This is a genomic window from Brevundimonas sp. AVps5, assembly GCF_058681515.1.
The window spans coordinates 2,248,859-2,269,910 of the sequence record NZ_CM178740.1 but is presented as its reverse complement, the minus strand read 5'-3'; the positions used below and the strand labels follow the sequence as shown (position 1 = coordinate 2,269,910).

The window sequence follows — 21,052 nt, the reverse complement described above, 5'->3', positions numbered from 1 at the left end:
ATCCCTGATGCCTGCTGCCTCCAGCATTCACGTCCTGATCGTCGACGACCAGATGTCGATGCGCAGCCTGATCCGCACCAGCCTGCAGCAGATCGGCTTCCGCGAGTTTCGCGAGGCGGCCGACGGCGAAGCCGGCCTGCGCGAGATGGTCACCAGGCCCGCGCACCTGGTCATTTCCGACTTCAACATGCCCAAACTCGACGGCCTCGGCCTGCTCCGGGCCGTGCGCTCCCACCCGCCGACCCAGGGTGCCGCCTTCGTCATGCTGACCGGCCGGGCCGACAAGGAACTGGTCCAGCGCGCGGTCCAGTTCGGGGTCAACAACTACCTGGTCAAGCCGTTCACCGTCGCCCAGCTGAAGGGCAAGCTGGAGAGCGTCTTCGGGCCGCTCACATGATGTCGGCTGACGCCCTGGCGACGGAAAAGCGGATCCACGTGGGCCAGGGCGAGCACCATGTGACATCCGACGCCAACGTGATGCTGACCACGATCCTGGGCAGCTGCGTGGCCATGTGCCTGCGCGATCCGGACACGGGCGTGGGCGGCATGAACCATTTCCTGCTGCCGGAAGGCGCAGGGCACGGCACCGACGCGGGCCGCCGTTACGGCGCCTATGCGATGGAACTTCTGATCAACGACGTGCTCAAGGCGGGCGCGCGTCGCGACCGGCTGGAGGCCAAGCTGTTCGGCGGCGGCCGGATGTTCGACAGCCTGCGCGATGTCGGCATGCAGAACTCGGAATTCGCCGAGCGCTTCCTGCGCGACGAAGGCATCCCCGTGGTCGGCGGCAGCCTGCGTGGCTCGGGTGGCCGGCGCCTTCACTACTGGCCCAGCACGGGGCGAGCCCTTCAACGCGCGGTGACTGACGGCCATGTGCCGGTCCAGGCGCCGCCCCCTATCCAGCCGATCACTTCGGGCGCCGTGGAGCTGTTCTGATGTCGAAGACGCAATCCCGCGCGCTGCTGGTCGCCGTCTCGAACGAGCTGGCCGCAATTCGCGAACGTCTCGAAGATCTCGCCGACCTGACGTCCGCGCTGGTGGCCGACTGTCCCCCCGAACGCCACCCCGAGGCGGTCGGCGACGTTCAGGATTTCGACCTCCTGATCCAGCGCCTCGATGGGCTCAGCGGCCTGGCCGCCGCCCTCGGCGCCGGCGCGCCCGTCGCAACGGCCCTGCACGCCCTGACCATGTCGGACCTCTACGACCGCCTCGCCGGCGACGCCGGGTCCCGCCCATTGCAGTCCGCCGGCGCCGGCGAGCTGACCTTGTTCGACTGAGCCATGGCCCGTCACGCCACGCCTGACCGGATCAATCTGACGCGCTCGACCGTCCTTCTTGTCGAACACAATCAGACGTCGCTCGATGTGCTGAGCTCGATCTTCCAGGGCTTCGGGGTCAAGCAACAGATCAAGTGCGGCTCCACGGCAGAGGCCATGGCGATCATGGAGAAACGCGATGTCGACCTGGTCCTGATCGACTGCTCGATGCCGGAGATGGACGGCTACGATTTCACCCGCTGGCTGCGTCGCGAGGCCCGGGAGGCCGTGCGCTACACCCCGATGATCCTCCTGACCGGCCACGCCGCCGAGTCAAAGGTGCAGAAGGGTCGTGACTGCGGCACCAGCTTCATCGTCACCAAGCCCCTGACCCCGGCCGTCCTGCTGCAACGTATCCTTTGGCTGGGTGTCGACGAGCGCAGCTTCGTCGAGTGCGACTCCTATGTCGGACCCGACCGTCGGGTGCGTAACCGGGGCGCCCCCACGGGCATGCCCGGCCGACGAAGCGGGGACCTGTCCGAACACGTCGGCGCCGCCACCGAGGAGAACATGGACCAGTCCGATATCGATATGTTGATGAAGCCTATGAAGGTCTCGCTGTGAGCCAGGTCAGAATGTTCAAGGTCAAGAGCAAGCTGGCCCGTCAACTTCAGGACCGAAGCGGCGGCCTGGTCAGCGACCTCGAGCGGCAGGCGACCGCACAACTGGAAATGCATCGCGACGACGCCATGGCGACCGTGGCGGAAACCCTGAAGACGCTGGAAGCCCTGTGCGCCGAGGCTCCGGACGGTGCGGGTCGGCAGGTCTACGCCCTGGCCTCCGCCATCGTCGATGTGGCCGGGTATTTCGACACCGGTCCCCTGTTCGAGGCGGCCTACAGTCTGTGCAAGGTCTCCGACCGGATGATCCAGGCCGAGGCCTGGCACTGGCCGTCCGTGCGGGTCCATGCCCAGGCGCTGACGCTGATCCTCGCCGGAGGATGCCGGGTCGATCGAACCAGCGACACCTTGCTGGCCGGACTGCGTTCAGTCAGCGAGGCGCGGTAGGCTTGCTCGGGGTCTGGCGGCCAGCCTGAGCCACGCCCGAGCATGAGTCACGCCTTCGCCAGAACCGCTACGCGGTTCTGGCGAAGGCGTGACTCATGCTCTCGCTTGAATCCGGAGTCAGATTCAGGGCTTCAGCGGAATCGAGACGCGACACCACTTCAGCCGATCAGGCTTCAGGCCGAGGGCAGCAGGTCCGCCGCGAACTTGCGATAGCGACCGGCCCGGACCCCGTCGGTCGCGCGGGCGATGTCGGGGGCGAAATAATGGTCGCTGTCATAGGCAGCGACCGCCTCTCGCACGATCGACCAGACCTGTTCCAGCGCCGCAGAGCTCTTCAGCGGGCGATGGAATTCGATCCCCTGGGCGGCGGCCAGAAGTTCGATGCCGACGACGGTCGCGGTGTTTTCCGCCATCTCAATCAGGCGGCGCGCGCCGTGGGTGGCCATGGAGACGTGATCCTCCTGATTGGCCGAGGTCGGGACGGTATCGACGCTGCACGGATGGCTCAGCATCCGGTTCTCGGCGACGAGGGCGGCGGCCGTCACCTGGGCGATCATGAACCCCGAGTTCAGCCCGCTCTCGCGCACCAGGAAGGCCGGCAGTTCGCTCATCTTGGGGTCGACGAGGATGGCCGTGCGGCGCTCGGAGATATTGCCGATCTCGCACAGGACCATGGCCAGCTGGTCGGCGGCGAAGGCCACCGGTTCGGCGTGGAAATTGCCGCCGGAAATCACGTCTCCATCCTCGATGAAGACCAGCGGATTGTCGGTCACCGCATTGGCCTCGCGCTCCAGCGTCGCGGCGGCGTTGCGGATTATGTCGAGCACCGCCCCCATGACCTGGGGTTGGCAGCGGAGGGAGTAGGGGTCCTGCACCTTGGTGCAGACGTCACGATGGCTGTCGCGAATGGCGCTGCCGGCCATCAGCGCGCGCAGGGTTGCGGCGACGTCGATCTGGCCCGGCTGGTTGCGCAGGGCGTGGATACGGGGATCGAACGGCGCGTCGGATCCCTTCAACGCATCGACCGACAGGGCCCCCGCTGCGATCCCGGCGGCGAAGGCGGCCTCGGTCGCGAACAGCCCAGCCAGGGCCAGGGCCGTCGAACACTGGGTGCCATTGAGCAGGGCAAGGCCCTCCTTGGGTCCCAGCGTCAGGATCGACAGACCGGCACGCGACACGGCGGTCTCGGCGTCCAGCGTCTCGCCCCGATGTCGCGCCTCGCCGACGCCGATCAGGACGCAGGACATATGGGCCAGCGGCGCCAGATCGCCTGAGGCGCCCACCGACCCCTTGGACGGGATGCAGGGCAGGACGTCGGCGTTCACCAGGCCGATCAGAGCCTCGAGGGTCTGGCGGCGGATGCCCGAAGCGCCCTTCGACAGGCTGGCGATCTTGAGCACCAGAATCAGCCGCACCACCGCATCATCCAGCAGCGGCCCGACCCCGCAGGCATGGCTGAGCACCAGGTTCTTCTGCAGCGTCTCCAGATCACCCGGCGCGATCGAGGTGTTGGCCAGCAGGCCGAAGCCGGTGTTGATGCCATAGACCGTCCGCCCCTCGGAAATGATGGCGGCGACGGTCGCGGCCGACTTTTCGACATCAGTCCAGGCGGACGCGGCCACCTCGACCGTGACCGGTCCGTCGATGACCGCCCGCAGTTGGGCGAGGGTGAGGGGGGCTGAGCCGAGGGTGAGCGTGGTCATCGTCAGGCCTTCAGGCTGGGCAGGTTCAGGCTGTGCTCGCGCGATGCGGCGCGAGCGATCTCATAGCCGGCGTCGGCATGACGCATGACGCCCGTCGCCGGGTCGTTCCAGAGCACGCGCTCCAGCCGCTTCGCCGCTTCGGGCGTGCCGTCCGCCACGATGACCACGCCGGAGTGCTGGGAATAGCCCATGCCGACCCCGCCGCCGTGGTGCAGCGACACCCAGCTGGCCCCCGATGCCGTGTTCAGCAGCGCATTCAGCAACGGCCAGTCGCTGACCGCATCCGACCCGTCCAGCATCGCTTCGGTCTCCCGGTTCGGGCTGGCGACCGAACCCGAGTCGAGATGATCGCGGCCGATGACGATGGGGCCGCTGAGCTCGCCCTTCGCGACCATCTCGTTGAACATCAGTCCGGCCCGGTGCCGGTCGCCCAGACCGATCCAGCAGATACGCGCAGGCAGGCCCTGGAAGGCGATCCGTTCGCCCGCCATGTCCAGCCAGCGATGCAGGCCGGCGTTGTCCGGGAACAGCCGCTTCATCGCCGCATCGGTCTTGCGGATATCCTCCGGATCGCCGGTCAGGGCGGCCCAGCGGAAGGGCCCGATCCCTCGACAGAACAGCGGACGGATATAGGCCGGCACGAAGCCGGGGAAGTCGAAGGCCTTCGCCACCCCCTCATCGAAGGCGACCTGACGGATGTTGTTGCCGTAGTCGGTGACCGGAATCCCGGCCGCCTGGAAGTCGAGCATCGCCTGGACGTGGACGGCGCAGGATCGGCGCGCGGCAGCCTCGACGGCGGCCGGATCGGACACGCGTTTGTCCTCCCATTCCGCCACGGTCCAGCCGGCGGGCAGGTAGCCGTTGATCAGGTCGTGGGCGCTGGTCTGGTCGGTGACGAGGTCCGGCCGCACGCCGCGCCGGACCATCTCCGGCAGAACCTCGGCCGCGTTGCCGAGCAGGCCGACGGAGATGGGCTTGCCGGTGCGTCCGGCCTCTGCGATCAGGGCCAGGGCCTCATCAAGCGTCTCGGACATGACGTCGAGGTAGCGGGTGCGCAGCCGCATCTCGATCCGGCTGCGCTGGCATTCGACAGCGAGGCAGGAGGCCCCCGCCATGGTCGCGGCCAGGGTCTGGGCTCCGCCCATGCCGCCCAGCCCCGCAGTCAGGATCCACTTGCCGGCAGTCTCGCCGCCCCAGTGCTGGCGGCCGGCTTCCATGAAGGTCTCGTAGGTGCCCTGAACGATGCCCTGGGTGCCGATGTAGATCCACGATCCGGCCGTCATCTGGCCGTACATCATCAGACCCTTGCGATCGAGTTCGTTGAAATGCTCCCAGGTCGCCCATTTCGGCACCAGGTTGGAGTTGGCGATCAGCACGCGCGGCGCGTCCTCATGGGTGCGGAACACCCCGACCGGCTTGCCTGACTGGACCAGCAGGGTCTCGTCCGGTGCGAGGGCGCGCAGGCTCTCGACGATCCGGTCGAAACTGGCCCAATCGCGTGCCGCCTTGCCGATGCCGCCATAGACCACGAGGTCCTCGGGCCGCTCGGCGACCTCGGGGTCGAGGTTGTTCATCAGCATGCGCAGGGCGGCCTCGGCGGCCCACGTCCTGGCCGTCATCTCGGTCCCGCGAGGCGCGCGGACGACACGGGTGTTGGGCGTGCTGCTCATCGGATGACCTCCCTGATCTGACCCACCATAATGTCTAGACATAATACAGGGCAAGCCGGATAGTCGCGCTATGAGCGGACTGGCCCTGCACCGGCGCATTGAAGGCGATATCGAGCGCCGCATAGTGTCGGGCGAATGGCGGCCGGGCCGTCGACTGCCGACCGAGAACGATCTCATGATCGAATATGGCTGCGCCCGGATGACGGCGTCCAAGGCCATGTCGGGGCTGGCCGCGCGGGGGTTGGTGACGCGGCGCAAGCGGGCCGGGACCGTGGTTGCCCACCCGCCGCTGCATTCATCGGCCGTGGTGGCCATCCCTGACATACAAGCCGAGATCGAGAGCCGGGGCCTCGCCTATACCCATCAATTGCTGTCGCGGAGCGCGCGGGCGGCGGACACCGCAGAGGCGTGGCTGGCCGACGGCGGGCGGGTGCTCGAGCTGGAGACCCTGCATCTCGCTGACGGGGTCCCCTTCGTGTACGAGCGGCGGCTGATTTCACTGGCGGGTGCGCCCGAAGCCGAAGCCGCTGATTTCGAGGCGCAAGCGGCGGGGGGGTGGCTGTTGGCGCATACGCCCTGGACCGAGGCGGAGCATCGCATTTCCGCCGTCGGTGCGAGAGGCGCGATAGCAGGGCATCTGCTGTTGCCTCCGGGCGCGCCGTGCCTGAGGCTGGAACGCAGGACGTGGCGCGACGGGCTCGGCGTCACCTGGGCCTTTCAGACATTCCCCGGTGACACCTATGATCTGGTCGCCCGCTTCCAGCCGGCGAAGGCCTGACGGCGGAGGCGGCGCGGATGGACCGGCAGACGTATCTGAAGCTCCTGCGCTTCGCCCGGGCGCACTCGCGGCGCGAGGCGGAGGCCGAGGATCTGCTGCAGACGGCCCTTGTCGCCGCCATCGAGGCGCGGCGCGGGGACATGGGACGCAGCGACAACCGCCGCTGGCTAGTGGGCGTGCTGCGGCGCAGGGCGCTGCATGAAGCGCGGACGGCCGCACGGCGTCGGCGACGGGAAGGCGATTTTCAGTTCCGCCAGGACGCCGAAGCGACGCCGGCCCCGTTACAGGCGCATCCGGTCCTGACCCTGCCGCCGGCTCTACGGACAACGGCGCTGCTGGCGTTGACCGGGCACACGCGGCCCGAGATCGCCTGGTTGCTGGACTTGCCGGATGCGACGCTGCGCAAACGGGTCAGCGAGATCGGACGCCGCCTGAAGGGCGTCGTGGACGGGGGCGTGGGACTATCTGGGGGACCGAAAGGGAGCCTGTCGTTCGGCCTGATCCGGCAGGCCTTGATCCGGCCTGTTCGCGAGTCGGGCGCGGCGCTCGGCTCCCATGACCCGGATGGAAATCTTTTCGTCGTGACCTCACAATTCGCCGGGCGACGGCAACTGAAGGTATCTGACATCTGAAGGAGGAGACTGCTGTGTTCGGAAAAGTGCGGATCGGCACCATTTGCTACTACGTCAGCGACGTCGCGCGCACGGAGGCGTTCTATCGCGATGTGCTGGGGCTCGAGGTCGCCAATATGGGTGATGACGGCTCAGGCCATGACTGGCTGATGGCCAGTACAGCCGGTGGCGTGGAGCTGATCTTCTTCAGGCAGGAGAGCCGCCCGGGGAACACGCCGATCATCGTCTTCGATCTGGCGGACGGAGGGATCGATACCATCGTGGCCGCGCTGGCTGAGAAGGGGACGACCATCGTGACCCCCGTCAGCGAGGCGCCGGGCGGTTTCTCGGCCGAGTTCGCCGACCCGGACGGCCATGTCCTGTCCATGTATCAGCCGGAGGACAAGCCGCGCGCGAAGGTGTGAACGGCGCGGCCGTTTGCGGATGAGGACGGCGCTGTCTTCTGTCCCGGGCGCGGAAGGGGTTAGAAGGGGCGATGATTCACTCCGAAGCTCTCGGCTGGCGCTCCGTCGCCGACCTGGTCGGCGACCATCCCGACGCGCCCGTGGCCCTGATCGGGGCGCCGCTGAACGAACGGTCCCTGACGCCCGGGCGCTGCGACCTCGGCCCCAAGGCCTTCCGCGCCGTCCTGCCGCGCCTGTCGACCTATGACGTCGAGATCGGGAAAGAACTGGACCTGCAGGTTCACGACGCGGGCGACGTGCCGTTGAAGGCGATGTCGCCCGCCGACGCCTTTGAGCCCGTCCGCGACGCGGTGAAGGCCCAGACGCACCGGGGCCTGTCCATTCTCGTCGGCGGCAACAACGCCATCACCCGGCCGGGCGTCCACGCCCTGGGTCTGGGTCGCGTGGGGGTCCTGACGCTCGACGCCCATTTCGACCTGCGCGACACGGATCAGGGCCTGACCAACGGCAATCCGATCCAGGCCCTGCTCGACGACGGCCTGGACGGGACGCGGATCAGCCAGGTGGGCCTCGCCCCCTTCGCCAACACCCGCCGCGCCCATGACAAGGCCAGGGCTGCGGGCATCCATGTCCACACGGCGCGCGATTGCCGTGAGCGCGGTCTGGTCGCCGTCGTCGCCGGGGAACTGGATCGGCTGTCCGCCCTCTGCGACGTCCTCTACGTCGATTTCGACATCGATGTGATCGACCGCAGCCAGTGGCCCGCCAGTCCCGGCGCCCGCCCCGGCGGAGTGTCGGTGCACGACTTCTTCGACGCCGCGCGGATCGTCGGCGCCCACCCGAAGGTCCGCGCCGTGGACCTGACTGAATACGATCCGTCGCTGGAGATCGGCGACCTCGGCTCCCTCACCGCGGGGCGATGGTTCTGCGAACTGCTGGCCGGGTTCGAGACGCGATGACGACCCTCATCACCGATTGCCATGTCGCCACCCTGGTCCCGGGTGGAGAGCCCTACGGCGCCATCCAGGACGCTGCGATCCTGATCAACGACGGCCGCATCGCCTGGGTCGGGCCGCGCGCCGACCTGCCCGCCCATGACGCCGCCGAAACCCGCCGGCTCGACGGCCGCTGGGTCACCCCCGGCCTGATCGACTGTCACACCCATCTGGTCTTCGGCGGCGACCGTTCGGGCGAGTTCGAACAGCGTCTGAACGGCGCCACCTACGAACAGATCGCCCGCGCCGGCGGCGGCATCGTCTCGTCCATGACCGCGACCCGTGCGGCGTCGGAGGACGCGCTCTATGCGTCCGCCCTGTCTCGCCTCGAAGGCCTGAAGGCGACCGGCGTCACCACCGTCGAGATCAAGTCCGGCTATGGCCTGGACCGCGACGCCGAGTTGAAGATGCTGCGCGTCGCCCGCCGCATCGGGCGCGAGGCCGGCGTCCGTGTCCGCACCTCCTATCTGGGTCTGCACGCCGTGCCGCCCGAGCACCGGGCCGACCGCTCGGCCTATGTCGACCTGGCCATCGACGACATCCTGCCCGCCGCCCATGCCGAGGGACTGGTCGACGCCGTCGACGCCTATTGCGAACCCATCGCCTTCTCCGACGCCGAGGTCTCTCGCCTGTTCGACAAGGCGAGGGCGCTCGGCCTGCCCGTCAAACTCCATGCCGACCAGTTGTCGGACGGCGGCGGCGCGGCGCTCGCGGCCCGCTACGGCGCCCTGTCCGCTGACCACATCGAACATTCCAGCGAGGCGGGCGTCCGGGCGATGGCCGAGGCCGGAGTCGTCGCCGTCCTGCTGCCCGGCGCCTATCTGATGCTGCGCGAGACCACCCCGCCGCCGATCGCGACCCTGCGCCGTCACGGAGTCGCCATGGCCGTCGCCACCGACTGCAACCCCGGCACCTCGCCGGTCGCCTCCATGACCGCCGCCCTGACCCTGGCCTGCGTCCAGTTCCGCCTGACCCCGGAGGAGGCCCTGGCCGGTGCCACCCGCCATGCCGCCAAAGCGCTGGGTCTCGCCGATCAGATCGGCACGCTGGAATCCGGCAAGGCCGCCGACCTCGCCGTCTGGGACATCACCCGCCCGGCCGAGCTCTGCTACTGGCTCGGCAAGCCGATCCTGCATGCGAGCTATGTGGCGGGCGTTGTGGCCTGAGGGGGAAGGGCGGGGCCTTCAGAAGCGAGGGGTGGAACTGACCTACCCGGTGTCGGCCTTGCCGCCGCCGTCCAGACCCGCCTGGCCTCCGACGACCTTCTCAACGCCTCGGGCGAACCGGCCCGACAGGCGGGGTCGCTGACGCTGGAGATGGGCAAGCTGGCCAATATCCGGCTCACGACGCCTTCCCCCATTGCCCCCGTCGTGAGCGGGAGGCGCGCGCCTCTTTCATTGCTTTGTATGGAATGGAAGCCTTCGGTGCAGAGGAACAGTTGAGGCTTGTCACCGATCACGCGACACTCGTCTCAACCAAAGCGACAGGACGCTGCATGCCCATCGGGCCCCGTATCCAGCAAGGACGAGATCAGGTTGTCTCCCTCAACGGGTGGGAGCCGGACGAGGATTTTCCATTTGGCCCCCAAGGGGCCAAGGCCAAACGCATCTTCGTTTGCCCGAACCCGCCACCCTATGGCTTCCTGATTGGCGGGCATCGTTACATATTCAAGGAACCCCAAGGCACCAAGGCGCAACAGATCTGGTCCGAAGTGCTCGCCTACGAGGTGGCAAAGCTGATCGGCGTTGAGGTTCCGCCAGCGTTTCTAGCAACCGGTCCCGGCAACGGCAGCCCCGGTGTGCTGATCGAGTACTTTTATGGGTATGTGGGCGATCCGGACCTACGCCTCGTTCACGGGATCGAGCGCTTACAGGCGCGAGGCTTCGACACCGATCTGCGGCGCGGTAGCTTCACAGACAATCTCGAGGTCTGTCGCTCACACAAGATACCCAATGCTGGAGCTTGGTGGGCCAAAACTCTCGCTTTCGACGCCCTCATTGGCAATACGGACCGCCATTCCGAGAACTGGGGTTTTCTCGTAAAAAGAGGACATGACGGGCGGCCTCTGCTGAGCATGGCTCCGGCCTTCGACAATGGCACGAGCCTCGGTTTCATCATCGGCGATCGACAACTGGCCTCCTACGCTCAGTCGGACCGTCTCGGCGGTTTCATCGACAACGGCTATCACCATTTCGGCTGGACCTCTGGTGATCGACCTTCCGGCCAGCACATCGCCCTGTGCGCGCAATACGCCCGGACCTATCCGGCCACAGCGGCCGCAATGCGTGATAGCCTCGGTATTGCCGATTCTGAGATCGACACGCTTCTGGCCCGTTGCGTCGATATTCCCTTTCCGACGGTCTTTTCCGCGGAACGCGCGAACTTCGTCGCTGCGCAACTCAAGACGCGTCGTGACAGGTTGCTGGATGTGCTCGGAGCCTGACATGGACCACTGGATTGAACATCCTTCAGAACCGATCGAGCTCGTGCTGGCTTGGCAAGCCCCGGATGCCATATCGGAGCGGACTCGGTGGGCAGTTGGCTGCATGGAGAAAACTCTGGACGGTGCCCGTTTCCGCTATTTCGATGACGCCGAGTTTGCCCTCCTCAATGCTGACCGTAGCCGCGAGTCGCTGAAGGCCTACGGCTATTCTGGATACCCGGCATTCGACATCGCCAAACAGCCGCAAGGCGGTTTCACCGAAGGAGTATTGGACGCATTTGCTCGACGCCTGCCGCCGCCAAGCCGCCCTGACTTCGAGCGGTTCCTTGAGCATTTCCGGTTCCGGGGGGCTGTGTCGCTTTCGACAATGAAGCTGTTGGCCCTGACCGAGGCCAAGCTTCCCAGCGACGGATTCTCCCTGATCGACCGGCTCGACCCTAAGGCGGATTGTGTGGAGGTGGTGTTCGAGATCGCCGGACATCGACACAACTCCGAGACCCGCGACCGCTTGGTCGTCGGCGAACCGTTGGCTCTGATCGCGGATCCGACCAATGCTCACGATGCCAACGCCGTCCGGTTTGAGGCCAACGGTGCCCTGATCGGCCATGTGAACAGGCTGCAGGCCGAAGCGGTAGGGCACTGGCTGCGTGATCGGGACGTATCTGCTTGGTTGATCCGGCTGAATGGCAAACCCGACGCACCACGTGCATTTGCTTTTGTTCAGGTTCGCCCCAAGGCAAAAGCCCTCGCCGCCTGATCCAGAAACGAACGCGCGTCCCCATTTCTGATGCACAGATTTTTCTAACAGGCGCCCAAATCCCCCTCTCGTCAGCGCTGGCGGGACCACCATCCTCTCGAATGCGCCTTCATATCCCGGCGCCCTATAGTGTGCGTTCCCGGTTCGCGGAGAGGGCGAACACCCGGATTTCGTCCGTTTCGTCCGTCTCGTCAGGGTGTTTTTCGTCCGGACGGACGGACCAAAGCCAGGCCGTTGTTTCCGCCTTGCCATGATCGCCCCGCTCGGCTCCGTTGGTGCCATGCGCGTCCATCCCGTCTTCGCCCACATGCCGGTGACCATCTTCGAGACCATGTCGGGCCTCGCCCGCGAGCATGGTGCCATCAACCTCGGCCAGGGCTTCCCTGACGATCAGGGGCCTGAGAGCCTCCGCCGTCTCGCCGCCGAGTCCCTGATGACCGGCTCCAACCAGTACGCCCCGTCGCGCGGCCTGCCGGAGCTGCGTCACGCCGTGGTCGAACACTATGGCCGGCTGCAGGGCGTGGACCTGACCTTCGACGGCGTCCTGGTCACCTCCGGTGCCACCGAGGCCATCGCCGCCTCGATCCTGGCCTTCGTCCATCCGGGCGATGAGGTCGTCATCTTCGAGCCCGCCTATGACGCCTACCGGCCACTGATCGAGCGGGCCGGCGGGGTTGCGGTCCCGGTCCGTCTCCAGCCCCCGACCTGGCGTCTGACGGAGGAGGCCTTTGAGGCCGCCGTCACCAGCCACACCCGGATGGTCGTCTTCAACAATCCCCACAACCCGACCGCCCGCGCCTTCGACGCCGAAGAGGTCGCGGTCCTGGCCCGGGTCTGCGTCCGCCACGACCTGATCGCCGTCAGCGACGAGGTCTGGGAGCATGTCATCTTCGACGGCCGCCGCCATCGCGCCCTGATCGCCGAGCCCGGCATGGCGGCCCGGACCCTCAAGATCGGATCCGCCGGCAAGATGTTCGGCATGACCGGCTGGAAGATCGGCTTCGTCTGCGGCGACCCCGCCCTGGTCGACCCCGTCGCCAAGGCCCACCAGTTCATCACCTTCGCCACCCCGCCGAACCTGCAGGGCGCGGTCGCGGCGGGCCTCGCCTGGCCCGAGTCCGGGTTCGTCGGAATGCGCGCCGGCCTGCAACGCTCCCGCGACCGGCTGGCGGCGGGCCTTTCGGCCCGGGGCTTCGTCCTGACCCCGGGCGAGGGTACCTATTTCCTCGGTGTCGACCTGTCCGCCTCCGGCATCGCCCTGCCGGACGAGGAATTCTGCCGCCGGGCCGTCGTCGAATTCGGCGTCGCCGCCATACCCCTGTCCGCCTTCGTTTCGGTCGGGGCCGGCGGATCGGTCATCCGCCTCTGCTTCGCCAAGGCCGACGCCGTGCTGGACGAGGCGGTCGAACGGCTGGGCCGGGCGGCCGACACCCTTCGAGGGCGCTAGATTCCCTTCAGAGCCCCAGCTCGGCCCGTGCCTTCCTCGTCAGTTTCGCTGCCACGATCCGGTGGGCGATGGCCAGATGTTCGGTCAGCTCCTCGTCGTCCCAGGCGTCGGGATCCGGCAGGCTCACCCACTTCGCCCGCGCCAGATAGGGCGCCGGACGCGCCTTGCCGCTCCCGGTCAGGACCTCGTAAGCGATGTCGGACGCCTTGAACGACACCCCGCCGTCCTCGCTGAACCACGCAAACATCTTGCCCCCGACCTTGTAGGTGTCGTGGTCGGGACCGAACGGATGGTCCAGCGTCGCCCCGGGCAGGGCCAGGCAGGTCTTGCCGATCCCCGCCCGGTTCATCCTCAGGCCTCGACGCCGACGCCGATCGGGCAGACGACACCCGTCCCGCCGATGCCGCAGTAGCCCTCGGGGTTCTTGGCCAGATAGCCCTGGTGATAGCCCTCGGCGAAATAGAAGGGCCCGGCCGCGGTGATCTCGGTCGTGATCTGGCCCTTGCCGGCCTTCGACAGCGCCGCCTGATAGGTGTCGCGCGACGCCTCCGCCCCGGCCTTCTGGGCGTCGTTCAAAAAGTAGATGGCCGAACGATAGGTCGAGCCGATGTCATTGCCCTGGCGCATGCCCTGGGTAGGGTCGTGCCCCTCCCAGAAGGTTTTCAACAGTTCGGCATAGGAGATCTCGGCCGGATTGAAGACGACCTGGACCACCTCGGTCTGGCCGGTCAGTCCGGTGCAGGTCTCCTCATAGGTCGGGTTGGGCGTGATCCCGCCGGAATAGCCGACCGCCGTGACCCAGACGCCCGGCAGCGACCAGAATTTGCGCTCCACGCCCCAGAAACAGCCCATGCCGAACACGGCGGTCTCGAACCCTTCGGGATGCGGCCCCTTCAGCGGACGGCCGTTGACGAAATGGACCTCGTCGGTCGGCAGGGGCGTGGACCGGCCGGGCAGGGCGCTGGCGGCGGTGGGCAGGGTGGTCTTCTGGCTCAGCATCGATGCCATCCGTGAGAAAAGGGACATGGCGACCATATGGGAATGCGCCCGGACTTTTCCCAGAGCCGTTTTGACCCGCGTGGCGCTTGCCCACAGCGCCCGGCTGTTCTATCAGCCCTCCCTCCCCGGGCGACCTCCCGGGCGTTAGCCCTCGTGGTGAAACGGACAGGTGGCGGAGTGGTCGATCGCGCACGCTTGGAAAGCGTGTGTAGGTGAAAGCCTACCGAGGGTTCGAATCCCTCTCTGTCCGCCACTTCTTCTCGGAAGTTGCTGTAGAGACACAGCTTTTCTCCCGAGAAACGCTGGCGTCCTAAAAGCCGTCATCAAAGCGCAGACGGGCTTTTCCGCTTCCGCTTTGCCCTCCGTGGCGAACTCGCTTTGGCTTTAGCGACCGGCATCGCAAGCGCTTCAAAAGTTCATTTTCCGCGCGCACCGTCCTATTCGACGGGCTTGCGGATATCGGACCTCATATCTAAGGGCGGTTCCGTCGGTGCCGTCGATTGCGCCAGAGCTGATCAACGATCTGAACCTAGGCGGATCGCGGGACAAAGCGACGGTCAACTTTCTGCGCATTTACATATCGCGTTTCAGCGGACGTACTCCATTTCAGTTAGAGGTGGATACAGTTGAAAAAGTCTGCGAGCTGGCAGTTTTCGGCCTTTCTGGCCCGATCTGGTGCCACTCCGAAAAGCTAAGCGATTGATTTTGTTAGGGCGCGATTTCGGGAGAAGAACGCAGTTTGCGCCTATTTTGCCGTCGCCGGACTTTTTCAACAGTATCCCCCCAGCACCGGACATTCGCTGAGCGTCGAAAAGACGACATCCGATGAGTGTGGCCGGCATTGAAAAGTGAGATTCACGGCCGCGCGGTAGACACCCAATTCGATCCCTGGCTGATACTGAGCCGGGTCAGTTGCGGCGCGCTCCTGCGCTACCGGGAGCACGGTTTTCACATTCCGACCGGCGGGTTTCGGGAAGGGTGCACGGCAGTTCGCATCGCGACGAGTGATTGCAGGCACCGCGCGTGATCGATGCCGCCGTTTTCTTCCAATCGAAGCGCGCGTTTGCGCAGCCCGAAAGAACACAACAGCATGCGACCAGCAGGAACCGGATCATGGTTGACCAATCGCTGCGATGAATTCCATGGCGCGGTCGGCTGTAGCGCTTCGCAACCCGGCGTCATGCCCGCCCCTGTCTGAAACCGTCAGCTCACCCTTGTAGCCGAGGCTAGATAGGTATCGGGCAAAGTTCCTTGACGCGGCGACCGGTGCGCGGTCGTCGTTTTCAGCGTGCCAGAGGAGAAATTTGGGCGCTCGTTCGGGGGCCGGTATGCCTGCGAACCAACGCGGGAAGCCCCCCGCAACGGGGCCGAACTCCGCCACATCGGTCGTCGTTCCTGCGAGTGCGTCCAGATCAAGCGCGCCCGAAAACAACAAAGCGGCGCGAAACATCTCCGGCCGGGTGAGTGCGGCCCGAGCCGCGACATATGCACCCGCGCTGTATCCGGCCAAGACGTATTCGCCCGGCCTGCCGATCCCTCGTTCTTCCGCGTCCTCGATGACGGCGAGGAGATCGGCGGTCGCGGCTGCCTTGTAGTCACCTTGTCCCAGATGCGGCTCTGTCTCTGGCATGGCGTCGCCGCGCAACACCGGCACTATCAGCTGACCGCCCGCCTCAAGCCAGCGACGGTCGAATTCGCCGATCGCGTAGTTCTGCACCGGAAGGTCGAAGGCACCATAAGGCCGGATCATCACCGGGCCTGTCGCGCCCTCCAGACCGATCACGGTATAGGCAGGGTCATGAGCGCCTTCAGTATCAGCGACGAACCGCGCGGCGACCAATGCCGGTCGGGCCGGGGTCACTGATAGGATTTCAATTCTCAAAGGCGAGGCGTCGCAAGCGCGAACCGGAGCGGAACCCGGCCGGTCGATGCCGGAAACAATAAACTGCTGGATCAGGCCCCATCGGTCTATGGCCGTCACCACAGCGGCTGAACCACCGCCCTCGATGATCATATCGACGTAGCCGGAGACGTCATTGGCCAGTGGTCGGGTCGTCGTTGCGCTGGGCGGTCCGCAGATCTCGCGGGCTGTGATCCCGGCGGGAGTCGTCAGCACAGCGACAACAGCCCCACTGAGCGCCGCGACGGCCGAGCCGGCCGATTCTTCAAAGGCTCGGTCGGCCAGCACGGCATCCGGGGATGCATAAACGACCGCCTTGCGCCAAGGCGCGCCCATCTCCTCCGGCGGTCCGGCCAGGACCAGCCCTCCTGACGGGGCCGTGCCGCCAAGAGCGGCCTCAGAAGACACCACCGCAAGAATATTACGCCTGTCGACGGTGAAGAACCGACTGGTGGCGACCTCGTCGCTGAGGCGCTGCGAGGCCTGACTGTAAACGACCCATTTAGCAGGTGCGCCGGCTTCAAGCGCCAGGACATCATGTCCGCCTCTCCGGCGCGGTAGAAAAGCGGCGATGCCGGACTGGTTGGTAAAGGCTTGATCGGAGATCATGACGGCAGGCGTCGCTGGTTGGTCCAGATCGCGTATGTATAGTCCCGGCCGGCCGGCGCCGGAAGCCGTCGGCGGCACAGTGAAAAGGACCTTGTCATCCCCTTCCGTCAGAACATCATGAACGGCTGTTCCGGTCAGCGGGCCCAAGGGTTGCGTCACCACGCCTGATGAGGGGACGAGCGAAATCCAGACCCGGTCGTCCGTCCCGGCCCTGTCGAGCGCCAGCAGGCAGCGAACGTCTTCGCCCCGGCTGCACTGGAGATCACCGATACTGCGGATCCCGTCGGCGGTTTCCGGCAGGGCTATTTCATCGCTCCATGTCGAAGCGCCTCTGGGATCGATTCCCCGGAGGCGAAACGCGATGGACGGGCCTCGTTCGCGAATGACCACCCCCTCATCAGCGAAATAGTGCGCGACAGTAGCTTCTTGGGCGGTGACGCTGGCGACCGCCACCAACACCCAAGAGGAAAAACCGGCGAGCAACAGCTTACTTCCGCTCATAGTCATTCGCCTTTGGTCGCCAGCCTCAGATACTTTTAGAAGGGAACAGTGACGGTGACTTCAACGCCGTCAACGGTTTGTGGTGTCCGACCATCTTCCAGGATGCCGACCCGGACTGTGCGACCGTCGCGGTCGGTATAGCTGCCGCCGGTCGTGGTGTAGTCGCCGCTGGTCCCCCAGTCCTCGCGGTAGTGATAGTCCCAGGAGCCGCCCGTGTCGCCGCCGGAATCGCCGGGGTAAGGGTTGGTCATGGGATAGCCGCCACCGCCCGTGTCGCCGCCACCAGTGCTGCCGCCGCCGCCGGTGTCACCACCGCCGCCGTCCTGCCCGCCGGTCACTTGGCGCAGTTCGTCATTCGTCAAAGCACGCATAGTCGAGCCTCCATTAGAAGTTGAATAGTGCGCAGCGCTGCGCCTGTATGACAAACAGACCTAGACGAGCACGTCAATCCGAATAACACTCAGGCTTGTTAGAAGGGTGCGGCAAAGTGGTGCAACAAAATGTACTCCAGGCGGAAGCGGCCGAATGCGGCTTGGCTTGCCTGGCAACCGTTGCCGCCGCTCACGGATATCGCGAAACCCTGTCCGAACTTCGCCGACGGTTTCCGATCTCCCAAGGAGGAACAAGCCTGAAGGATTTGATCGCCTACGCAGACGCGCTTGGGTTCACGGCCCGTCCGGTGCGTTGCGATCTGGATGAGGTTGGGCGTCTGGAAACGCCTGCAATCCTGCATTGGAGCTTGGATCACTATGTGGTTCTGCGCCGCGTCAGCAACCGCTTCGCATGGATCGCCGACCCCGCGCGCGGTGAGCGCAAGCTGCTGCTGCAAGAGGTTTCGAAGCACTTTACCGGCGTGGCGCTGGAGCTGACGCCCGCGCCGCATTTCGCCAAGAAAGAACGGGTGGAACGGGTTAAGTTGAGCGACCTTTGGAGCCGCCTGGCTGGGTTCAAGCCGTTCCTATTTCAGGTGTTCATTCTGACATTGCTGCTTCAAGCGGTAAGCCTGATCACTCCCTTGGCCAGCCAACTTGTAGTTGACGATGTCATCGGACGCGGCGACCGGGATCTGCTAGTGGCAATCGTCGTGGGCTTCGGCGCATTGATTGTCATCCAAACCGCGATCGAGACCTTGCGAGGCTTTATCCAGCTTCATGCGGGGCAGCGATTATCCGTTCAGCTCTCCGGCAATCTTCTCAAGCATCTATTGCGGTTGCCGACAGATTTTTTCGAGCGCCGGCATGTCGGTGACGTGATGTCCCGCTTCGGCTCGCTGCGACCTGCGCAGGCGTTCCTGACCGGCGGACTGGTCGGCGTCCTGCTAGATGCGATCATGGTCATCCCAGTGGCCGTCGTGATGCTCATGTATTCGCCGATGCTGGCGGCCTTGGTTGCCGTCAATCTGGTGGTCATTCTGGCGGTGCGGGCTGCCGCGTTTCCGGTTGCTCGCCGATTCGCCGAAGAGCATCTCAATCTATCGGCCAAAACCGACTCCGTTTTCCTCGAGACGGTTCGCGGAGCCCGCGCCATCAAAATCGCCGGTCGCGAGTCCGAACGTCACGGCCTGTGGCAGAACGCGGTGGCAGATCAGCAAAATGTCGCCTTTCGCCAAGGCTCGTTCAGCCTGTGGGGCAGTTCGGGGCTGGGTCTATGGCAGGGCGTGCATGGGTTGGCGATGCTGTACTTTGGGGCGCTTCAAGTCATCGACGGACAGATGACCTTGGGCATGTATTTCGCCTTTCTGAGCTATTCCGCCCAGTTCTCCGGCCGGGTCGGCAGCCTGATCGGGGCCTTTTTCACCTTTCGTATGTTGGGGCTGCACCTGGAGCGTCTGTCCGATATCGTTCATGCCGATCCCGAACGCGGACTTGACGGACCGGCGGCCCTGACCAAGGCGCTGACCGGTGCGCTCGAGGCACGCAGGCTTCGCTTCCGCTACGGGCAATACGATCCCTGGATTCTGGACGACGCCTCTTTCCAAGTTCAGCCGGGTGAAGCGGTCGTCATCGTCGGACCCTCGGGCGGCGGCAAATCCACCCTGCTGAAGTTGTTGATCGGCGTCTACGAGCCGGTGGAGGGCCAGGTATTGGTCGATGGCCATCCGATGGGAGCACTAGGCCTGCGTGCGGTTCGGGATCGCCTTGGCGTGGTGATGCAGGATGACCAACTACTCTCCGGCACTATCATCGACAATGTCGGATTTTTTGATGCCCAGATCGACCCGGAGCGAGTGCAGCGTGCTTGCCGCCTCGCCCATGTTCATAACGACATCATGCGCACACCAATGGGCTATCACAGCCTAATCGGCGACATGGGTTCGATCCTGTCCGGCGGACAAAAGCAACGGCTGTTGCTGGCTCGCGCACTCTACAAGAACCCGGCCATCCTGTTCATGGACGAAGGCACCGCAAACCTCGACCCGGAACTGGAACGCCGTGTGATGGCATCGCTATCCGAACTGAATATCACCCGCATCATGGTGGCGCACCGGGAGGCTGCGGTCCAAGGCGCGGATCGCGTGCTCCTGGTGGACAAGGGCGTGGTGGTCGAGATCACCGGGACCAGCCTTGCTCCATTCAACATGACCCACCGCGCCGCGAGCGACGCATGAAGCTCTTTCGGGACGAAGCCGTCGAAGCCAAGCGCCGTCGTTTGTGGGGTGAGGTGCGCTTGGCGCAGCCGCCTTCGCTAACGACCTGGACCGCGCTTGTTGCGATGATCTGCATCGCGTTGTTCGCTGCCCTGATCTTCGGCCGTTACACCCGGAAGGAAACGGTCCAAGGGTTTCTGGAAGCAGAAAGCGGCGTGGTCGATGTTCGGGCGGTCCAGAATGGTCGGGTCTCCCGGGTGCTTGTTAGGGAAGGCGCGGTCGTTGCCGAAGGCGCGCCGCTGATCGAATTCACGTCGGACGTCGCTGGTCTCGGACAGGGTCCGGTGCTTGATGTTCAACTCGCCGAAACCGAACGCCAGCTGGCCTCAGTGGAGGATCGGCAGACGGCCATCCGGCAGGGCTACGCAGGGGAACGAAGCCGCCTGGTCGAGCAAATTCAAGCTCAGCAGCGCTTGAAAGCCATCCTCGTCGGCCAGCGCGGCGTGCAGGCGGACGCGCTGGCCCTGTCGGAAGCGGATGCCGGTCGTTTGTCGCAACTCCAAGCGCTGGGTTTCGCTCCCAATTCAGAGGTCGATCGACGCAGACGTGCGGTCTTGGGTGAGCGCTCCTCCCTAGCCGAGATGGACAGTCGAATCTCTGAGGCAGATGCCTCGGTCTCCGAACTTCGTTCCCAACTGGCATCCATCCCGGCCAGTGAAGCGCAGACCTTGGGTGCGCTGGAGAGTGAGGGCGCCAGACTGGCCCAGCGGAAGGCCGAACTTGAGGTCGCGCGCGGGCATGTGATCAGCGCGCCCATCGGTGGAACGGTCATGCGGCTGCTAGTGCGCAACGGCATGACGCCATCGGCGAACGCTCCACTTCTGTCGATTGCCCCTTCTGGGTCGTTTTTGCAGGCGCGTATTCTGGTCCCAACCCGCGCCATCGGTTTCCTCAAGGAGGGCCAGGAAGCGCGCCTTCAGATCGACGCCTTTCCGTTCCAACGTTTCGGCTTCGTCAAAGGCCATATCAGCGACATACACCCGACGGTCGTTAGGCTAGGCGACGCCGCCTTTCCCATCGATCAAACGGAACCTGTCTATGAGGTCGAGGTTTTCATCACGCGTGAGTACATGAACGCCTATGGAGAGCGTCGCGCTCTGAGACCGGGGATGGCCCTCAGCGCCGACATACCAATCGACCGCCGCAGACTATGGCAGCAGCTCTTCGATCCGTTGCTGGCGGCAGGTAAACGAAGCGCGGAGTGAACGGCTGATCGCCCATCGCGAGCTGCTGAACCACTTCCG

Annotated in this window: 21 protein-coding genes and 1 tRNA gene; 16 read left to right on the top strand and 6 right to left on the bottom strand. The window is 65.4% G+C overall.

Going from position 1 to position 21,052, the window contains the following annotated elements; genetic code table 11:
• Positions 1–7: 7 nt before the first annotated feature.
• Genes ACW18A_RS11520 through ACW18A_RS11500 form a run of 5 tightly spaced genes read left to right on the top strand, consistent with a single transcriptional unit; the run spans position 8 to position 2,323 of the window.
• Positions 8–397 carry a response regulator gene (locus ACW18A_RS11520; RefSeq protein ID WP_492021855.1) on the top strand — a complete coding sequence of 130 codons (390 nt, stop codon included), beginning with the start codon at positions 8–10 and terminating at the stop codon, positions 395–397.
• Positions 394–936 (top strand): chemotaxis protein CheD, encoded by a 543-nt coding sequence (locus ACW18A_RS11515; RefSeq protein ID WP_492021854.1) that lies wholly within the window; start codon positions 394–396, stop codon positions 934–936. Before ACW18A_RS11520 ends, ACW18A_RS11515 begins: the two co-directional genes overlap by 4 nt.
• Positions 936–1,277 (top strand): DUF8776 family protein, encoded by a 342-nt coding sequence (locus ACW18A_RS11510; RefSeq protein WP_492021853.1) that lies wholly within the window; start codon positions 936–938, stop codon positions 1,275–1,277. The genes ACW18A_RS11515 and ACW18A_RS11510 overlap by 1 nt, the downstream gene beginning before the upstream one ends.
• Before the next feature lie 3 nt (positions 1,278–1,280).
• Positions 1,281–1,880, top strand: a complete 600-nt coding sequence (locus tag ACW18A_RS11505) for a response regulator (RefSeq protein WP_492021852.1) — start codon at positions 1,281–1,283, stop codon at positions 1,878–1,880.
• Positions 1,877–2,323, top strand: coding sequence for a chemotaxis protein CheE (locus ACW18A_RS11500; protein WP_492021851.1), 447 nt, complete (start codon positions 1,877–1,879; stop codon positions 2,321–2,323). The genes ACW18A_RS11505 and ACW18A_RS11500 overlap by 4 nt, the downstream gene beginning before the upstream one ends.
• 173 nt (positions 2,324–2,496) lie before the next feature.
• Here the strand turns inward: ACW18A_RS11500 and hutH are convergent, their stop codons facing one another.
• Positions 2,497–4,026, bottom strand: coding sequence for a histidine ammonia-lyase (gene hutH / locus ACW18A_RS11495; protein WP_492021850.1), 1,530 nt, complete (start codon positions 4,024–4,026; stop codon positions 2,497–2,499).
• Between the two features lie 2 nt (positions 4,027–4,028).
• Positions 4,029–5,696, bottom strand: a complete 1,668-nt coding sequence (hutU, locus tag ACW18A_RS11490; protein WP_492021849.1) for a urocanate hydratase — start codon at positions 5,694–5,696, stop codon at positions 4,029–4,031.
• Between the two features lie 70 nt (positions 5,697–5,766).
• Here hutU and hutC point away from each other — a divergent pair, with 70 nt between their 5' ends.
• The 8 genes from hutC to ACW18A_RS11450 all read left to right on the top strand — a co-directional run bounded on the left by hutC (position 5,767) and on the right by ACW18A_RS11450 (position 13,152).
• Positions 5,767–6,474, top strand: a complete 708-nt coding sequence (gene hutC / locus ACW18A_RS11485) for a histidine utilization transcriptional repressor HutC (protein ID WP_492021848.1) — start codon at positions 5,767–5,769, stop codon at positions 6,472–6,474.
• 17 nt (positions 6,475–6,491) lie between these two features.
• Positions 6,492–7,106 (top strand): RNA polymerase sigma factor, encoded by a 615-nt coding sequence (locus ACW18A_RS11480; RefSeq protein ID WP_492021847.1) that lies wholly within the window; start codon positions 6,492–6,494, stop codon positions 7,104–7,106.
• 14 nt (positions 7,107–7,120) lie between these two features.
• Entirely contained in the window at positions 7,121–7,510 is a 390-nt protein-coding gene (locus ACW18A_RS11475) for a VOC family protein (RefSeq protein WP_492021846.1), read from the top strand.
• Positions 7,511–7,581: 71 nt separating this feature from the next.
• Positions 7,582–8,469: an agmatinase family protein gene (locus ACW18A_RS11470; RefSeq protein ID WP_492021845.1), complete on the top strand. Its 888-nt coding sequence runs from the start codon at positions 7,582–7,584 to the stop codon at positions 8,467–8,469.
• Entirely contained in the window at positions 8,466–9,671 is a 1,206-nt protein-coding gene (hutI, locus tag ACW18A_RS11465; RefSeq protein WP_492021844.1) for an imidazolonepropionase, read from the top strand. The genes ACW18A_RS11470 and hutI overlap by 4 nt, the downstream gene beginning before the upstream one ends.
• A gap of 329 nt (positions 9,672–10,000) precedes the next feature.
• On the top strand, positions 10,001–10,948 hold the full coding sequence (locus tag ACW18A_RS11460) for a HipA domain-containing protein (RefSeq protein ID WP_492021843.1): 948 nt from the start codon (positions 10,001–10,003) through the stop codon (positions 10,946–10,948).
• Position 10,949: 1 nt separating this feature from the next.
• Entirely contained in the window at positions 10,950–11,705 is a 756-nt protein-coding gene (locus tag ACW18A_RS11455; RefSeq protein WP_492021842.1) for an HIRAN domain-containing protein, read from the top strand.
• Between the two features lie 250 nt (positions 11,706–11,955).
• The gene (locus ACW18A_RS11450; RefSeq protein ID WP_492021841.1) at positions 11,956–13,152 is read left to right on the top strand and encodes an aminotransferase; all 1,197 of its coding nucleotides are present in this window, start codon (positions 11,956–11,958) and stop codon (positions 13,150–13,152) included.
• Positions 13,153–13,159: 7 nt separating this feature from the next.
• On the opposite strand, the gene ACW18A_RS11445 is transcribed toward ACW18A_RS11450, so the two are convergent.
• Positions 13,160–13,501, bottom strand: a complete 342-nt coding sequence (locus ACW18A_RS11445; RefSeq protein ID WP_492021840.1) for an MmcQ/YjbR family DNA-binding protein — start codon at positions 13,499–13,501, stop codon at positions 13,160–13,162.
• Between the two features lie 2 nt (positions 13,502–13,503).
• On the bottom strand, positions 13,504–14,151 hold the full coding sequence (msrA, locus tag ACW18A_RS11440) for a peptide-methionine (S)-S-oxide reductase MsrA (RefSeq protein WP_492021839.1): 648 nt from the start codon (positions 14,149–14,151) through the stop codon (positions 13,504–13,506).
• A gap of 163 nt (positions 14,152–14,314) precedes the next feature.
• Between msrA and ACW18A_RS11435 the strand changes: the two genes are divergently transcribed.
• Positions 14,315–14,404 (top strand) — tRNA-Ser (locus tag ACW18A_RS11435).
• 858 nt (positions 14,405–15,262) lie between these two features.
• Here the strand turns inward: ACW18A_RS11435 and ACW18A_RS11430 are convergent.
• Together ACW18A_RS11430 and ACW18A_RS11425 are read right to left on the bottom strand one after the other, a co-directional pair.
• A complete protein-coding gene (locus ACW18A_RS11430) occupies positions 15,263–17,161 on the bottom strand; it encodes a prolyl oligopeptidase family serine peptidase (protein ID WP_492021838.1) in 1,899 nt (632 codons plus the stop codon).
• 35 nt (positions 17,162–17,196) lie between these two features.
• The gene (locus tag ACW18A_RS11425; RefSeq protein ID WP_492021837.1) at positions 17,197–17,532 is read right to left on the bottom strand and encodes a hypothetical protein; all 336 of its coding nucleotides are present in this window, start codon (positions 17,530–17,532) and stop codon (positions 17,197–17,199) included.
• 116 nt (positions 17,533–17,648) lie between these two features.
• Between ACW18A_RS11425 and ACW18A_RS11420 the strand changes: the two genes are divergently transcribed.
• Both ACW18A_RS11420 and ACW18A_RS11415 read left to right on the top strand, forming a co-directional pair.
• Positions 17,649–19,769 (top strand): peptidase domain-containing ABC transporter, encoded by a 2,121-nt coding sequence (locus ACW18A_RS11420; RefSeq protein WP_492021836.1) that lies wholly within the window; start codon positions 17,649–17,651, stop codon positions 19,767–19,769.
• Complete coding sequence (locus tag ACW18A_RS11415; protein ID WP_492021835.1) at positions 19,766–21,013, top strand: HlyD family secretion protein; 1,248 nt, start codon at positions 19,766–19,768, stop codon at positions 21,011–21,013. Before ACW18A_RS11420 ends, ACW18A_RS11415 begins: the two co-directional genes overlap by 4 nt.
• The last annotated feature ends 39 nt before the right edge of the window (positions 21,014–21,052 follow it).

What these genes read in the sequence shown, in the direction of transcription:
- ACW18A_RS11520 (WP_492021855.1), top strand. Translation starts at nt 8, where the DNA reads ATGCCTGCTGCCTCCAGCATTCACGTCCTGATCGTCGACGACCAGATG.
- ACW18A_RS11515 (WP_492021854.1), top strand. Translation starts at nt 394, where the DNA reads ATGATGTCGGCTGACGCCCTGGCGACGGAAAAGCGGATCCACGTGGGC.
- ACW18A_RS11510 (WP_492021853.1), top strand. Translation starts at nt 936, where the DNA reads ATGTCGAAGACGCAATCCCGCGCGCTGCTGGTCGCCGTCTCGAACGAG.
- ACW18A_RS11505 (WP_492021852.1), top strand. Translation starts at nt 1,281, where the DNA reads ATGGCCCGTCACGCCACGCCTGACCGGATCAATCTGACGCGCTCGACC.
- hutH (WP_492021850.1), bottom strand. Translation starts at nt 4,026, where the DNA reads ATGACCACGCTCACCCTCGGCTCAGCCCCCCTCACCCTCGCCCAACTG.
- hutU (WP_492021849.1), bottom strand. Translation starts at nt 5,696, where the DNA reads ATGAGCAGCACGCCCAACACCCGTGTCGTCCGCGCGCCTCGCGGGACC.
- hutC (WP_492021848.1), top strand. Translation starts at nt 5,767, where the DNA reads ATGAGCGGACTGGCCCTGCACCGGCGCATTGAAGGCGATATCGAGCGC.
- ACW18A_RS11480 (WP_492021847.1), top strand. Translation starts at nt 6,492, where the DNA reads ATGGACCGGCAGACGTATCTGAAGCTCCTGCGCTTCGCCCGGGCGCAC.
- ACW18A_RS11470 (WP_492021845.1), top strand. Translation starts at nt 7,582, where the DNA reads ATGATTCACTCCGAAGCTCTCGGCTGGCGCTCCGTCGCCGACCTGGTC.
- hutI (WP_492021844.1), top strand. Translation starts at nt 8,466, where the DNA reads ATGACGACCCTCATCACCGATTGCCATGTCGCCACCCTGGTCCCGGGT.
- ACW18A_RS11460 (WP_492021843.1), top strand. Translation starts at nt 10,001, where the DNA reads ATGCCCATCGGGCCCCGTATCCAGCAAGGACGAGATCAGGTTGTCTCC.
- ACW18A_RS11455 (WP_492021842.1), top strand. Translation starts at nt 10,950, where the DNA reads ATGGACCACTGGATTGAACATCCTTCAGAACCGATCGAGCTCGTGCTG.
- ACW18A_RS11450 (WP_492021841.1), top strand. Translation starts at nt 11,956, where the DNA reads ATGATCGCCCCGCTCGGCTCCGTTGGTGCCATGCGCGTCCATCCCGTC.
- ACW18A_RS11445 (WP_492021840.1), bottom strand. Translation starts at nt 13,501, where the DNA reads ATGAACCGGGCGGGGATCGGCAAGACCTGCCTGGCCCTGCCCGGGGCG.
- msrA (WP_492021839.1), bottom strand. Translation starts at nt 14,151, where the DNA reads ATGCTGAGCCAGAAGACCACCCTGCCCACCGCCGCCAGCGCCCTGCCC.
- ACW18A_RS11430 (WP_492021838.1), bottom strand. Translation starts at nt 17,161, where the DNA reads ATGAGCGGAAGTAAGCTGTTGCTCGCCGGTTTTTCCTCTTGGGTGTTG.
- ACW18A_RS11425 (WP_492021837.1), bottom strand. Translation starts at nt 17,532, where the DNA reads ATGCGTGCTTTGACGAATGACGAACTGCGCCAAGTGACCGGCGGGCAG.
- ACW18A_RS11415 (WP_492021835.1), top strand. Translation starts at nt 19,766, where the DNA reads ATGAAGCTCTTTCGGGACGAAGCCGTCGAAGCCAAGCGCCGTCGTTTG.